We start from the raw sequence: 13875 nt of genomic DNA, 5'->3' as shown, positions 1-13875 counted from the left end.
TTATTTAATGTATTGTGAGCAAAACACTTTGCAAATCTACAGATTTTTGCTGTGTTTGGGTGACCTTTTGGTAAGCAGTACTGTTGGTAACAATAATCGGAGTGGTCAGGTCATAACCGGCTGCCTGGATTTTCGGAATATCAAATTCAAGCAGTAAATCACCCCGTTCAATCCGTTGCCCTTGCTCCACATGCTTTGTGAAATAATTGCCTTTCAGCTTAACCGTATCGAGTCCCACATGAATTAACAAGTCCAGATGGTTGTCGGAGGTGATGGCTACCGCATGGCCGGTTCGGAATACGAGCGAGACAACCCCGGACACTGGTGAATATACCTTTCCTTCACTCGGTAGAATGGCTATTCCTTGACCCATCGCTTCTGTAGAGAATGCCGGATCAGGTACTTCACTTAACGGAACAATTACGCCATTTATAGGAGCATAGACACTCTCGATGACTACGGTTTGTCCAGATTCAGTCTGTAAGGCAGGCTCGGATTTTTCTGATTCCGTTTTTCCTGTCTCCGCAACCGTTGCCCCGTTACCTTCATTGAAGCCCAGAATATAAGTTAATACAGTAGTAACCACGAATGAAATGGTGATGCTGATTAAATAAAAAGCAATGGTATTTGTAAAGAACGCCGGAATAGTCGTTATGGCCGGGAACACATAAGCAAGCACGGTCGTCTGGAAATGCCCAGCAATGGCTCCTCCGATCGTTCCCCCGATGACGGCGGCAATCATCGGTCTTTTCAGCTTCACGGACAACCCATAAACGATAGGCTCTGTAATACCAGCGAACAGTGAAGGGAAAATAGATGACAGCGCGTAAGCTTTCAGCTTTTTGTCCTTGGCTTTCAGAAAGACCCCAAGAGCGACACCGGATTGGGCGAAGGTCGCGGAAGCCATCATGGGTCGGATCGTATCAAACCCTTTGAGGGAAAGATTGTTGATCATCGCAGGGGCAATCCCCCAGTGTAAACCAAACATCACCAGGAAGGTCCAGCCGCCACCCAGAATGGCCCCGGTCAACAGGCCGCTTTGCGTACTCAAAAATTCAATACCATCCGCAATACCTTTACCGGTGTACACTCCCAGCGGACCGATCACAATGGCGGTAAGCGGAACCATAATTAATAAGGAAACGAGCGGGACCATAAATAATTCAATGCTTTTCGGAACTACCCGCTTCAGAAATCGTTCCAGGTATGAATACAGCCAAATGGCTAAAATCGCTGGAATAATGGATGTCGTATAACTCATCAGGACAACGGGAATATGGATAAAGGAAGCAATATCCCCCGTGTTTTCCATCAGCTTGGTGAAGTTAGGCTCCAGCAAAGCGGCCATAATTGCGGCAGATACGATAGGCTGGGTCTTGAACGTTCTAGAAGCTGAAAACGCTAACATCAGTGGCAGGAAGAAAAACACGCCGTTACCTGCGGCAGCAAGGATAGCATAGGTACTGGAGGCACTGTCCAGCCACTCTAACTGTGTAAGAATAACCAGGATAGCTTTCAGCATCCCTGCCCCAGCCAAAGCAGGTACAATCGGCTGGAAGATAGAGCTCATGACGGTAAAAGCACGACTGATGAAATTACCTTCTTTTGAATGATCCTCTTTCTCATTGTTGCCGCTCTTTACCTGAAGGTTGTAATTTCCCGCAATCGCATCATAGACCTCGCTAACATGATTGCCGACGACCACCTGATATTGGCCCCCGCTCTCTATCACGGAAATGACCCCGTCGGAATTTTCCAAAGCCTGTTTGTTGGCCTTTTGCTTGTCCTTGAGTGTGAATCTCAGACGGGTCATACAATGGTACAGATCACGGATATTTTCCTCTCCGCCTACATTTGTTACAATGAATTTCGCTAATTCATCATGTTTGCTCATAACGCCTGCCTCCAATGCTCTCTGGTTGATATAAAAAAAACCTGAGTAATCACCGATACCAAAATGCAATTTAGTATCGAAATCACTCAGGTAATGCCCACGAATGGTAACACCCTGTTAGTTTTCAGTTCTGTTGACCAATCTGGAAATGTGAATCATAAGATACATCATTTCATCATTGGTTAATTTCTGCTCAAACTGCTTATTCACATACACCCCTATTTTTTGTACACATCTGTGCTCTTCTGGAAATTTGATTTTCAGGTCTTCGAACAAATTCATGTACTGCGGGTCTGCCGATTCATGGGCAAAAAGCCGCTGGGCAAAAAATTTAAGATGAGTTACAAATCGGTTGTAATTCCATGAATCTTCATCAATCTCGACATTGAAGTGGTATTTTACAATATCCATAATATCCTTGATGACTTTTGACGTTTTTAGCGTCAGGTCAAGCTTCTGGTTATCCAGGCGAGCGTTGACGAAATGCAGAGCAATAAACCCGGCTTCATTCTCATCGAACGTGATGTTGATCCTGTTACGGATCATCTCCAGCGCATGTTTTCCGATAGCGAATTCTTCGCGATAAAACCGCTTGATTTCCCATAGAAACCGATTTTCAATCGGGGTTCCCCGATCATGCCGCTCAATAGCAAATGAAATATGGTCAATCAAGGCCAGATAAATATAATCACTAATTTCTCCGGCCAATCTCGGTCTGGCATACTCCACGATTTCATCCGCGATTTCAATACATTCCATCTTCACATCTTTCAGCAAATCCGCCAGCTTCGCGGATAGATCCTGAGTTTTGACTACAAACAGCTTCGTGATTTTCCGCTCATCGATGGTATCCCCCGGTTTCAGGTTGAATGCGATTCCATTTCCTGTTGCAATGACCTCTTGGGCGTCCTCTTCCTCTGCTAATACTACATTGTTGTTAAGCGCTTTCTTCAAAATCATGCGACCACCTGCTTTTATTTACTGGAAGGCCATTTTTTAAAGAGACTCTGTTAAAAAATGTGCATACACTAAAAAACCTGAACAGAATACCGCTTAATAGACGTTATCGCCCATTTACCGGAACTCCATTCAGGTTATGCCTAAAATAGTAACACCCTGAAAATTATGAGATTCACTTTTGTAATCGTTTTCTTGGCTTCATTATAATAGAGTTTCTTTTTTTCTGTCAACCCTTTATTAAAAAAAGCCTTTCATTCGTTTACTGCAGCTTCGGAGTCCCTGCACGGTTCACAATCCAGATGCCCGCCAGTACTAAAAAAATGCCAAGCAAGGTAGCCGCTTTGAGTTCCTCGTGAAGAAAGATCCAGCCGGACACAACACCGATGATAGGAACCAGCAACAGCGTAACAGAAGCTTTACTTGCTTCCATTCTGGTGAGAATATGGGTCCACAGCAGGAATGCCAGAGCCGACGCCACAATACCGGAAAATAAAATATAAAAGATCGACGCAGCGCTAAAATGCGGCTCCCATCGCTCAAACAACAGGGAATACAATAGCAGTCCGAGTGCACCGAACGCCATCTGCCAGGTCGTAAACTGGGTTTTATCGCAATGCTGGAGCTTAAGCTTGATAATCAGGTTGGAAAGTGCCCAAGCAATCGCTGAACTCACCCCAAGCAGCATAGCCCACAAATTGCCGCCCAAATGAATGTCCATAGCAAATAACAGGCCCATCATCCCTGTAGCAATCCCAATCGTCCTGCGTGTATTGAGCCGCTCACCCGGAATAAGAAAATGGGCCATCATGGATAAAAACAGCGGCATGCTGTACGTAAGCACGGAAGTTAAGCCAGCATTAATATAGTTCAGGGATATCTGAATAGCAATATTAAAATAGGTAGTCTGGAGAATTCCGCAGATGATATACCATTTCATCGTGTGCCTGTCAGGATTGGGGACCCGTTTCCAAATGAGAATTCCGAACAGGAGCAGCGTGCCGGTGAGAAACCGAAAAGCGGCAAATTGTACAGGTTCAAAGGCTCCGTTTCCCAATTTCATAATGACAAAATTAAAGCCCCAGATCAGGCATAAGAGCAGGCTCGAGCCTTTCATGCATCATACGCCTCCGTTTAGAGCACTTCTCCGCCCGATTCAATCACTTTTTTATACCAGTCAAAGCTTTTTTTCTTGTAGCGGTTCAGTGTTCCGTTGCCCAGATCATCCTGATCGACGTAGACAAAGCCGTATCTCTTGGATGCCTGTGAAGTTGAAGCACTGATCATGTCGATTGGGCCCCAGGCGGTATAGCCAAACAGATCTACTCCATCCTCAATCGCTTCCCTCATTTGCTCGATATGTTTTTTCAGATAATCGATACGGTAATCATCGTTAATCGTACCGTCAGGACTCATTTGATCTGTCGCGCCCACGCCGTTTTCCGAGATGAACAGTGGCTTCTGGTAGCGGTCATACAGGTTGTTCAGCGCATAACGTAATCCTTTAGGATCAATTTGCCAGCCCCATTCGGACTGCTCCAGATAAGGATTTTTCACGCCGCCAATTAGATTTCCGCTTGCTTTGGCATGCTGGTCGGCAGTGGCGCTGGCATTGTTGGACATATAGTAGCTCAGGGATACGAAGTCCACGAGATTATCGCGCAGGATTTCATCATCGCCGGGTTCTTTATGCAGGACAACGCCTTTTTCCTTGAACATGCGTGCGGTATAGGACGGATAATACCCCCTGGCTTGTACATCACTAAAAAAGAAGGATACTCGTTCTTCCTTTTGGCATTCAAGCACATCATCCGGATTGCAGGTATTCGGATAAAGCAACAGATAGCTGATCATGCACCCAATCTGGGAGTTTGGTATAATCTCATGACAGGCTTTGACTGCCAGCGCGCTGGCTATAAACTGGTGATGGGCAGATTGATACTTGTCCTGCTCCAGATTCGGGTGATTTTCTTCAATGATCCCGGCGCTAACAAACGGATGATGTTTGACACAGTTCATTTCGTTAAACGTAATCCAGTATTTCACTTTATTCTTGTAACGGGTAAATACAGTCTCGGCAAAACGGACGAAAAATTCAATCAGTTTCCGGTTTTTCCAGCCACCATATTCGGTGACAAGATACAAAGGCATATCGTAATGGGTAAGCGAGATGACAGGTTCAATTCCTTTGGCCAGCAGGGCATCAAAAACCTTGTCATAGAATTGCAGCCCTTTCTCATTGGGTTCTGTCTCGTCGCCATTCGGGAAAATACGTGTCCAGGAAATGGAAGTGCGGAAGCATTTAAAACCCATCTCGGCCAGCAGATTAATATCTTCTTCATAACGGTGGTAGAAATCATTTCCCCGACGTTTGGGATAATTTTTGGTGCTGTTTGGGTCCAATGCTTCATTGACTTGGGCATGGGTCATCATATGCCACTGATCCAGCCAATGCTTTTTGTCGAGTGTTGGATCAAAGGTAAATACATCAGAAATCGAGAGCCCCCTTCCATCTACGTTGTAAGCCCCTTCAATCTGCATGGCAGCGGCTGCCCCGCCCCATAGAAAGTCCTTGGGAAAACCTTTTGCCTGTTCCATGTTGCATTCCTCCAAGTAGGTTATAATTTGTGAAGAAGTATGCGGAACCCATGTCCCTCAAATGCATTCCGGATTGCTGCATACGCTTTATGCTTTCATGCTACAATCTGGGATGCATTCCAGGTCAAGAACTAAATTTTTGGAGTTGAAAGTCATGCATAATATAAAAAGAATTGCTGAAATTGCGGGGGTATCGACAAGTACCGTGTCTCGGGTGCTTAATCATCATCCTTATGTCAGTGAAGCTACGCGCACCAGGGTGATGGAAGTCATTCGGGAACTGGATTATATTCCGAATATTAATGCGGTGCAGTTGAAAGTAGGCCGTACCAAGGTTATCGGGATCATGACCCCAACGATTAATAATTATTACATGCAAATCATCAAGGGAGTATCCAATGCGGGTAAAGAGCAGGATTATCAAGTTCTCATCTACCAGACGGAGGAAAAGCGGGATTTGGAGAGCGCGGCGTTAGAGCTATTGAGGCAGAAAAAAGTGGACGGACTCGTCATTTTACGGCGTATGCTGGACTGGTCTGCTGTGAGGCGTTATACCCAATATGGGCCGATTGTGACCTGTGAGCCATTAAAAAATAAAGAGATTTCATCCATTTATCTCGATCATTATGAAGGATTTCGGATTGGATTAGAGCATTTGGCCGAGCTGGGATTTGAAAAAATCGCCTGCACCGTAGGCAGAAAAAACAGCGTAAACAGCCAAAGAAGACTCCAGGCCTATTATGACCTGCTCGCGGCAAGGAAGCTGCCAGTGAATGAGGAATGGTTGCTCAGCGGTATCCATACGGTACAGGACGGAATGCGGGCGTTCGCCAAGCTGGAGTCATTAAGAGAACGTCCCCATGCCATCATGACAACCAATGATTTTGTGGCATGCGGTATTATCTCAGCCGCCCGCAGTAAGGGCTGGAATGTTCCAGAGGATTTGGCAGTGGTCGGCTTTGAAGCCGACGAAAGTCAGGTAGCCGACGCCATGGGACTGACCAATATTACGAACCCGTTGCAGCGAATCGGACAGGAAATGTTCCGTACATTATATCAGCAATTGAACGGGCAGCCTTTGGAGCCAGCCTCCCTTGCTTTTGAATTGAAGGTTCGCCAGTCTACCTGCTAACTCACCCTATTAACTAGCCTATTAACAACGTATAAACGATTCCGGGTCCGTGTACACCGATGGTCAGATCATTTTCAATATCCGACGAGCGGCTGGGTCCGGTAATAAAATGAATCCCTGCGGGCAGTTGCTCACGTCCTACTTCGTCAAAGCGGCCTAAAATCTCGCCCAGCCGCGTCCGCAGACGCTCCAGTGGAAGGAGAATGATCAGCACGGTTGGCAGCAGACTGACCGCGCGGCCCTTCTCCGGTGAGGACAGCACCGCCACCGATCCGGTGTAGGCAGCGGCTTCGTGGGCAATCACGATGCCGATATCCGCCTCGGCGGCGCGGGCCTTCCAGTCCTCGACTGGATCGGTGTTCCACACCGATAGACGGACTTCCGGCAGCGCCGCTTCCAGCTGGAGCGCATCCAGGTCCGGCTCATTCTGCCGGACGATATAGGCCGCTCCCAGATCACGCGCCTTGCGCGCGATCCAGTCTGCCGTCTGCTCCAGATCAGGCAGACGCACGACATGCCCACCAACACTTGTAAAGTTGGCGGTGAACTCTTCGATGCGCTGCTCCGCGCTCCATTCGAATTCGTGCCAGAATGCAGGTGCGCCGCGAAATGGCTGTACAGGTGGCTCCGTCTGTCGCGGACGCTTGAGCCGTGCCGCTATGTCATCCATAAAGCGTACCTGCTTGGCATAGGATTCTGTTTCCATTTGATGGAGCCACGCTTCATGAGCCGCCTTTGCTTGCGAAGAAGGTTTACTCTGTTCACTCATGCTGTCTGCCTCCTTTACTTCTATCTTCCAAAATCGTCTCCATTCGGCTACGAACGTCAGGCTGCATCACGTTACGTTCCTGCTCCAGCTCACGTTCCAGTGTGTTCCATTGCTGACGGAAGGACTTTTTCGCCAGAGAGGGGGCCACACGGTACGTATTCCAGCCCTTTAGGGGACCAAGCTTAAGCGTAATTTCTCCCTTACGGACGACCACCTTCTGGGCAATCTGCCCCAGCCGAATCGCTGCTGCGAATCGTTTCGAGCTGGAAACAACGGTCGCAAACCCTTTCATTCCTGCTGCTTCCAGCTTATCTCCTTGTCCGGCCTCCACCTTGCGTCTGCGTAAATAAACCAGCATGTCGTGCAACGGTATTTTGACCGGACAGGCTTCATAACACGCACCACACAGGCTGGATGCACTTGCAATGTCGTTCCACTCATCGATGTTGCCGTGCAAGGCAGGCGTAAGTACCGCGCCAATAGGGCCACTATAGGTCCCACCATACGCATGTCCGCCAATCTGACGATAAACCGGGCAGGCATTCAGGCAAGCTCCGCAGCGAATGCAGTTCAGAAGCTCTTGAAACTCGGGATCGCCCAACTGAAGCGAACGTCCGTTATCTACGATGATGATGTGCATTTCCTCCGGTCCATCGGCATCCTGACTGCGCCGCGGGCCTGAAATACCGGACATATACATCGTCAGCTTCTGACCGGTAGCGGAGCGTGGCAGCAATGTAGCCATTACCTCCAGATCCGTCCATGATGGAATAATCCGTTCCATACCCATCAGCGTAATTTGCGTTTTGGGCAAAGTGGATACCATCCGCGCATTGCCTTCATTTTCGAACAGTACCATGGAACCCGTCTCTGCGATGGCAAAATTACAGCCAGTCATTCCGATATCTGCCTCCAGAAACTTTTCACGCAATTTTTTACGGACAAAACCAGCCAAAATCGTCGTATCCGCAGACAGTTCCTCCCCCGCTTCTTTGGACAGCAGTTCGGCAATCTGATAGCGGTTTTTGTGAATCGCCGGAATGACGATATGAGATGGAGCCTCGCCTGCAAGCTGAATAATATACTCACCAAGATCGCTTTCAATCGTCTCGATATCGACGCCCTCCAGCGCCTGATTCAAGTGCAGTTCCTCCGACACCATCGACTTGGATTTAACAACAGACCGGGCCTGATTGTGGGCAGCAATATCCAGCGTAATCCGTACAGCATCTGCGGCTGTATCGGCAAAATGAATATGCACCCCGTTGGCCCGGGCATTGTTCACAAACAGGTTCAGATAATAGTCCAGATGGGCAATGGTATGCAGCCGAATTTGACGGCCCCGCTCACGCCATTCCTCCCAATTTCCGTGCTGCTCTGAAGCCGCCAGCTTGCCGTTGCGCAAACGCTCCGTCGTGAAACGGACCGCATTCCGCAGAAAATCGTCGTTTAGGGCCAGCTCGGCGCGTTTTTTGACCTTTTGGCTCATCGAATGTGAATGTACAGCGGTCATGCGTGCTTCACCCCTTCATACAGCAGCTCGGCCAGATGCATAACCCGCACCGGCTCTTCCCGATACCGGAGATTTCCCGCAATGTTCATCAGGCAGGCCATATCCAGTCCAACCAGCACCTCGGCCTCCGTCTCCCTGATATGATCCACCTTTTCCGTCACCATGGCTCCCGAAATATCCGACATTTTTACCGCAAAAGTACCACCAAAGCCACAGCAATCCTCTGCAAAAGGAAGCGGCACCAGCTGCAAGCCCTTTACGCTGCCAAGTAGCTGCATCGGCTCCTCCTTCACGCCCAACAAACGGGTACCGTGGCAAGACGGATGGTAGGTTACCGTATGCGGAAAAGACGCGCCCACATCGGTCACGCCAAGCACCTGTACCATAAATTGCGTAAATTCATATGTCTTTTGCTCCAATCGCCGCGCTGAGTCCAGCCATTCCGGCTCATCCTTGAACAACTCCGGGTAATGATGAATCATATAAGTGCAGGAACCGGAGGGCGATACGACAAAGTCGCTGTCGTCAAACGCTTTCAAAATCGTTTTCGCCGCTGCCCTCGTTTCATCCCAGTAGCCGCTGTTATAGGACGGCTGGCCACAGCATGTCTGCACCTTTGGAAAATTTAGCTCGACACCATATCTGGCAAGCAAGCGTGCCATCGCTTCCCCCACCTTGGGATAAATCGCATCACTCAGGCAGGTAATAAATAAAGATACCTTCATACGAGACACCCCTTCCGTCCATGGAATAGCTATTACTTTATAACTGAAAAGTTCCCTTTAGTGCCACTGCGCAGTCGGATGGTGCTTCCCATCGCAATCGCTTCTCTTGTACAGCACCATTCCGCCTACTCCGTTTTTATATGAATTTTTCGAGTTCAGCTTATATGAAAAGTAAACGCTTTCTAATTATCTTAAATGTTGTACCTTTTCCTGTTGAGCTCTTAGTTAGTCTGACGTCACTATGTTTGAACCGTTACCTACTCACTACAAAAAAATCCACTTATGGAGGATACTAGCGAAGCGGTTCATTTGAACCTGGAGAAGCGTCAGCGTTCGCCTAAAAGCTTTCCAAAGGAAAGCTCTCATCATAAGCATAAGCTTGCAGTGGGATTCTCACCTATACATGTTTTACATCATCAAAGAATCCCACTGCAACAGCGATCGTAAGATCAAATGAAACGCGGAGCGCCCTCCCCCTCAGCACTTTTAAAATTCTATTCTCATTTCGGAAACTACCCGCTTTATACAACCGTAACCGAAATCGACAGTTCTGCTAATTGACTGCGAATCGGATTCGGCAAACGCGAGTCGGTAATAATCTCGGACACCTGCGACAGCTTCACGACATGCGTGAATGCCTGCTGCCCAAATTTGCTTGCATCTGCCAGTAAAATCACACGATCTGCAATGCTGACCATTTTCTGCTTTAAACGGGCTTGCAGCTCATTCGATTCACTAATGCCCCGATCCAGATGGACCCCCTGGCTGGAGAAAAACAATTTATCCACATAATACGATTCCAACGAGCGCTCCGCCAGCGGACCAGCGAATGACAATGAGCGCTGTAGCAACTGTCCTCCGGTGGAAATGACCTCGATTTTTTCCTTACCCGCCAGCTCTGTTGCTACACGGATCGAATTCGTCAATATCGTCAACGGAATATCCGGCAGAATCGACGCCATATACCAAGCCGTTGTACTAGCATCCAGCAAAATACGATCATGCGGCTGAATCTGCTTTACCGCTTCCTCGGCAATCCGGCGCTTTTCCTCTGCGTTCATAATTTCCCGTACCGCATAGGGCGTTTCGGGCTGCTCGTTTTTGACGCTGACTGCTCCACCATGTGAACGGCGTAGCCGTCCCGCCTGCTCCAAACGGTCCAGATCGCGGCGGATCGTTTCCTCCGTTACTTTGCACAGCTCACTCAACTCCGACACACGGATGCTTCCTTTTTCATTGACGAGCTGTACGATCATCTCATATCTTTCTGCAACCAGCATGGCAATCTCACTCCACATCTTTAATGTACAAAAAGTCCCGCCACACGCCGGAATCGTCCGTAGGCATCCTCCCACGCTTCCGACTCGGCAGGTTCATATACCTCTACGGAAATAGAATCCGCGATGACCCGGCGTGCTTCCCATATATCGGCGAACTTTCCCTGTGCCATCCATTGTACCGCAAGATTGCCGATTGCGCTTGCTTCTGCGGGTCCAGCCCACACGGGTTTTTGAATCGAATTAGCCGTCCATTGGCACAACAGCCGATTTTGAATTCCCCCACCGACCATATGCAGCCCGTTAAACCGTTGTCCTGACACCCGTTCCGTAAGCTCCAAAACGTAACGGTACTTCAACGCCAGACTTTCCAAAATACAGCGTGTGACCTCCCCCGGTGTCTCCGGCAAAGGCTGCCCGGTATTACGGCAATATTGGCGTATGCGTGTTCTCATATCTCCGGCATGCAGAAACAGTTCATCGTCCGGGTCGATCCATGAAGCAAACGCCGGAGCCTGCTCCGCCATGTGTACCAGCTCGGGGAAAGAATAGGAAGTTCCTTGACGCTCCCACTCTCTGCGTGCCTCCTGTAAAATCCACAAGCCCATAATATTTTTAAGCAACCTGTAGGTTCGGCCCACCCCGCCTTCGTTCGTAAAATTAAATCGAAGCGTATCCTCGTTGATCACAGGCTGCGGGGTTTCCGTTCCCATCAGAGACCACGTTCCGCAGCTTAAATACGCAAATGATCGTTCCAGCGCAGGCACCGCAGCTACAGCCGATCCTGTATCATGTTCCGCTACCGCAATAACAGGAATCGCTCCGATGCCCAGATCAGTCATGACCGAGGAACGGATCGTACCTGCGGCACTTCCCGGCTCCAGTACCTTTCCAAACCAGGAATGGGGAATATCGATACTAGACAATAACTCATGATCCCATGCCTGCTGCAACGGATTATATAACTGCGTGCTAGTCGCATTGGAAAACTCATTGTGCATTTCACCCGTTAGAAAATACCGCAGCAAATCAGGGATCATCAAGAAATGCTTTGCCTGCTCCAACAGCGGCGATTTTGCTTTTCGCATAGCAGCCAACTGAAACATCGTATTAAAGGTCAAAAACTGAATCCCTGTGCGCTGAAAAATAAACTCCTTGCCCAGCTGACCCTGTACTTCCTCCATCACCCCGTGGGTATGCCAATCCCGATAATGATAAGGGTTACCCAGCAATTCTCCGGCTTCTCCAATCAGTCCAAAATCGACCGACCAGGAATCAATCGCCAGACTGGACGGGTTCACTCCCATGTGCTTAGCTTTGAGCAGTCCTTGCTGAACCTCGTGATACAGACGCAAAATATCCCAGTGCAGACGCTCCCCGACCTTGACCGGATCATTCGAAAAGCGATGGATTTCCTCCACCTCTATACGTGAATCCGTCAATCGACCGAGCAGAACCCTGCCGCTGCTTGCCCCCAGATCATATGCGAGGATGCTCACCAGCTTGCACCACCCTTGCCTCTTTGCAAAATCTGCGTGCCATAATCAGACGCTAAATAGGCTTTCATCGGATCAGCGGGTAGCCCTTGCTCCTCACGTATTGCCTTGAGCAATGGTGCAACGTCGAACTCAAACGCTTTGCGCACAGCATCCTCCGCACCCAGCACATCCTGACGGCTCGCCGCTTCCTCCACCTCTGCATGATTGATCAGCAGCGCCTTCGCATATTGTGTCTGCACATTCAGCACTGATCGAATCATCGCCGGGATTTTTTGTTCAATATTGTGCGACTGGTCGATCAAATAAGCGATTTTGTCCACCGTATGTCGGATATCCGTATCCACATCCTGAGCTGCATTTAAAATTTGATAAAAAATCAAGAACAGCTCATACGGATTCGCGGAGCCCACGATGAGATCATCATCCGCATATTTGTAGCTATTAAAATGAAAGCCGCCCAGTCGCTTCTCATCAATTAAAAACGCGACAATATGCTCCACGTTAGCTCCTGGCAGATGATGCCCTGTATCCACAAGCACCTGTGCCTGCGGTCCCAACTTGGTCGCGTAATTGTACGCCATGCCCCAGTCGGCAATATCCGTATGATAAAAGGCTGGCTCGAACGCCTTGTATTCAATCAGCATGCGCATATCAGGTGTAAGCGCCTTATACATTTCGCTGAGTGCTTCCAGCATCCAATTTTTCCGCTTGCGGATGTCTCCCTGACCCGGATAGTTTGTTCCGTCTGCAAACCACAGGCTAAAATCGTTGGAACCTGTTTCCTTCGCAATGTCCACACATTCCAGCAAGTGGTTTGTTGCCTTGCGGCGGATTGCCGGGTCTACATTGGTGACGCTGCCGAGCATGTAATCTTCATCCTGAAACAGATTCGGATTAACCGCCCCAAGCCGCAGTCCGAGGCTTTCGGCATGACTGCGGAGCTTGCCGTAATTATCCACCTTATCCCACGGGATATGAATGGCGACCGATGGACACAATCCGGTTACTGCATGAACCTGTGCGGCATCCTCCAGCTTTTCGAACGGATCACGCGGCACGCCTGTTTTTTGAAAAACTTTAAACCGTGTACCTGAGTCGCCATAGCCCCATGATGGGGTTTCTATGCTAAGCGCTTTCAGCTTTGACTTTACTTGTTCCAGGTCAATGCCCCTTTGTTGCTGCTGTTCCTCGAATAAAGCGTACGCTTTGTCACTCATCGTGGTTCCTCCTTGGAAAAAGAAGTGAGTTATGGAGGTGGGGAGTCGCTTCGCGTGCGGATTGTTCTTCCGATCGCTGTTATCCCCGGATTTTTTTATTTTATAGAACATATAAAGGTAAAAATCCGGGGATAAAGGCGAACGCTACGCTTCTTCAGAACAATTCCGCCCGCTCCGCTGCTGTCTACCCATAAAGTCACTTCTCTTTTTATGTTTTGGGTGTGCATTTTCGGAAAAACACAAAATGCGAAACGTAAATAAGTTATTATTACTTATTTACGTTTTTAATACTCT

General features: G+C 48.6%; 11 protein-coding genes. 1 reads left to right on the top strand and 10 read right to left on the bottom strand.

Going from position 1 to position 13875, the window contains the following annotated elements:
- Positions 1–4: 4 nt before the first annotated feature.
- The 4 genes from ABIA61_RS03205 to ABIA61_RS03190 form a co-directional block, all read right to left on the bottom strand.
- On the bottom strand, positions 5–1894 hold the full coding sequence (locus ABIA61_RS03205) for a beta-glucoside-specific PTS transporter subunit IIABC (RefSeq protein ID WP_283655861.1): 1890 nt from the start codon (positions 1892–1894) through the stop codon (positions 5–7).
- A gap of 117 nt (positions 1895–2011) precedes the next feature.
- The gene (gene licT, locus ABIA61_RS03200; protein WP_283655860.1) at positions 2012–2854 is read right to left on the bottom strand and encodes a BglG family transcription antiterminator LicT; all 843 of its coding nucleotides are present in this window, start codon (positions 2852–2854) and stop codon (positions 2012–2014) included.
- A 259-nt stretch (positions 2855–3113) separates the two neighbouring features.
- Positions 3114–3968: a DMT family transporter gene (locus ABIA61_RS03195; RefSeq protein ID WP_283655859.1), complete on the bottom strand. Its 855-nt coding sequence runs from the start codon at positions 3966–3968 to the stop codon at positions 3114–3116.
- A gap of 17 nt (positions 3969–3985) precedes the next feature.
- A complete protein-coding gene (locus ABIA61_RS03190; RefSeq protein WP_283655858.1) occupies positions 3986–5449 on the bottom strand; it encodes a glycoside hydrolase family 1 protein in 1464 nt (487 codons plus the stop codon).
- A 154-nt stretch (positions 5450–5603) separates the two neighbouring features.
- Here ABIA61_RS03190 and ABIA61_RS03185 point away from each other — a divergent pair, with 154 nt between their 5' ends.
- A complete protein-coding gene (locus tag ABIA61_RS03185) occupies positions 5604–6581 on the top strand; it encodes a LacI family DNA-binding transcriptional regulator (RefSeq protein WP_283655857.1) in 978 nt (325 codons plus the stop codon).
- Positions 6582–6594: 13 nt separating this feature from the next.
- Here ABIA61_RS03185 and ABIA61_RS03180 read toward each other — a convergent pair whose 3' ends face one another.
- The 6 genes from ABIA61_RS03180 to rhaI form a co-directional block, all read right to left on the bottom strand.
- Positions 6595–7350, bottom strand: coding sequence for a LutC/YkgG family protein (locus ABIA61_RS03180; RefSeq protein WP_404580277.1), 756 nt, complete (start codon positions 7348–7350; stop codon positions 6595–6597).
- Complete coding sequence (locus ABIA61_RS03175; RefSeq protein WP_404580276.1) at positions 7343–8863, bottom strand: LutB/LldF family L-lactate oxidation iron-sulfur protein; 1521 nt, start codon at positions 8861–8863, stop codon at positions 7343–7345. The genes ABIA61_RS03180 and ABIA61_RS03175 overlap by 8 nt, the downstream gene beginning before the upstream one ends.
- On the bottom strand, positions 8860–9588 hold the full coding sequence (locus tag ABIA61_RS03170) for a (Fe-S)-binding protein (protein WP_014281384.1): 729 nt from the start codon (positions 9586–9588) through the stop codon (positions 8860–8862). Before ABIA61_RS03170 ends, ABIA61_RS03175 begins: the two co-directional genes overlap by 4 nt.
- A 521-nt stretch (positions 9589–10109) precedes the next feature.
- Positions 10110–10868, bottom strand: a complete 759-nt coding sequence (locus ABIA61_RS03165) for a DeoR/GlpR family DNA-binding transcription regulator (RefSeq protein ID WP_283655854.1) — start codon at positions 10866–10868, stop codon at positions 10110–10112.
- 20 nt (positions 10869–10888) lie between these two features.
- Positions 10889–12364: a rhamnulokinase gene (gene rhaB / locus ABIA61_RS03160; protein ID WP_283655853.1), complete on the bottom strand. Its 1476-nt coding sequence runs from the start codon at positions 12362–12364 to the stop codon at positions 10889–10891.
- Complete coding sequence (rhaI, locus tag ABIA61_RS03155; RefSeq protein ID WP_283655852.1) at positions 12361–13581, bottom strand: L-rhamnose isomerase; 1221 nt, start codon at positions 13579–13581, stop codon at positions 12361–12363. The genes rhaB and rhaI overlap by 4 nt, the downstream gene beginning before the upstream one ends.
- Positions 13582–13875: the final 294 nt, after the last annotated feature.

It is taken from the genome of Paenibacillus sp. RC21 (assembly GCF_044907935.1).
Classification (GTDB): Bacteria; Bacillota; Bacilli; order Paenibacillales; family Paenibacillaceae; genus Paenibacillus; species Paenibacillus terrae_A.
Note: the sequence above shows the minus strand (reverse complement) of the source record. Positions and strands in the feature narration are given on the sequence as shown.

Excerpts from the sequence above, each read along its gene's own strand:
- ABIA61_RS03205 (WP_283655861.1), bottom strand. The coding sequence starts at position 1,894 with ATGAGCAAACATGATGAATTAGCGAAATTCATTGTAACAAATGTAGGC.
- ABIA61_RS03165 (WP_283655854.1), bottom strand. The coding sequence starts at position 10,868 with ATGCTGGTTGCAGAAAGATATGAGATGATCGTACAGCTCGTCAATGAA.
- rhaI (WP_283655852.1), bottom strand. The coding sequence starts at position 13,581 with ATGAGTGACAAAGCGTACGCTTTATTCGAGGAACAGCAGCAACAAAGG.
- ABIA61_RS03180 (WP_404580277.1), bottom strand. The coding sequence starts at position 7,350 with ATGAGTGAACAGAGTAAACCTTCTTCGCAAGCAAAGGCGGCTCATGAA.
- ABIA61_RS03195 (WP_283655859.1), bottom strand. The coding sequence starts at position 3,968 with ATGAAAGGCTCGAGCCTGCTCTTATGCCTGATCTGGGGCTTTAATTTT.
- ABIA61_RS03190 (WP_283655858.1), bottom strand. The coding sequence starts at position 5,449 with ATGGAACAGGCAAAAGGTTTTCCCAAGGACTTTCTATGGGGCGGGGCA.
- ABIA61_RS03175 (WP_404580276.1), bottom strand. The coding sequence starts at position 8,863 with ATGACCGCTGTACATTCACATTCGATGAGCCAAAAGGTCAAAAAACGC.
- licT (WP_283655860.1), bottom strand. The coding sequence starts at position 2,854 with ATGATTTTGAAGAAAGCGCTTAACAACAATGTAGTATTAGCAGAGGAA.
- ABIA61_RS03170 (WP_014281384.1), bottom strand. The coding sequence starts at position 9,588 with ATGAAGGTATCTTTATTTATTACCTGCCTGAGTGATGCGATTTATCCC.
- ABIA61_RS03185 (WP_283655857.1), top strand. The coding sequence starts at position 5,604 with ATGCATAATATAAAAAGAATTGCTGAAATTGCGGGGGTATCGACAAGT.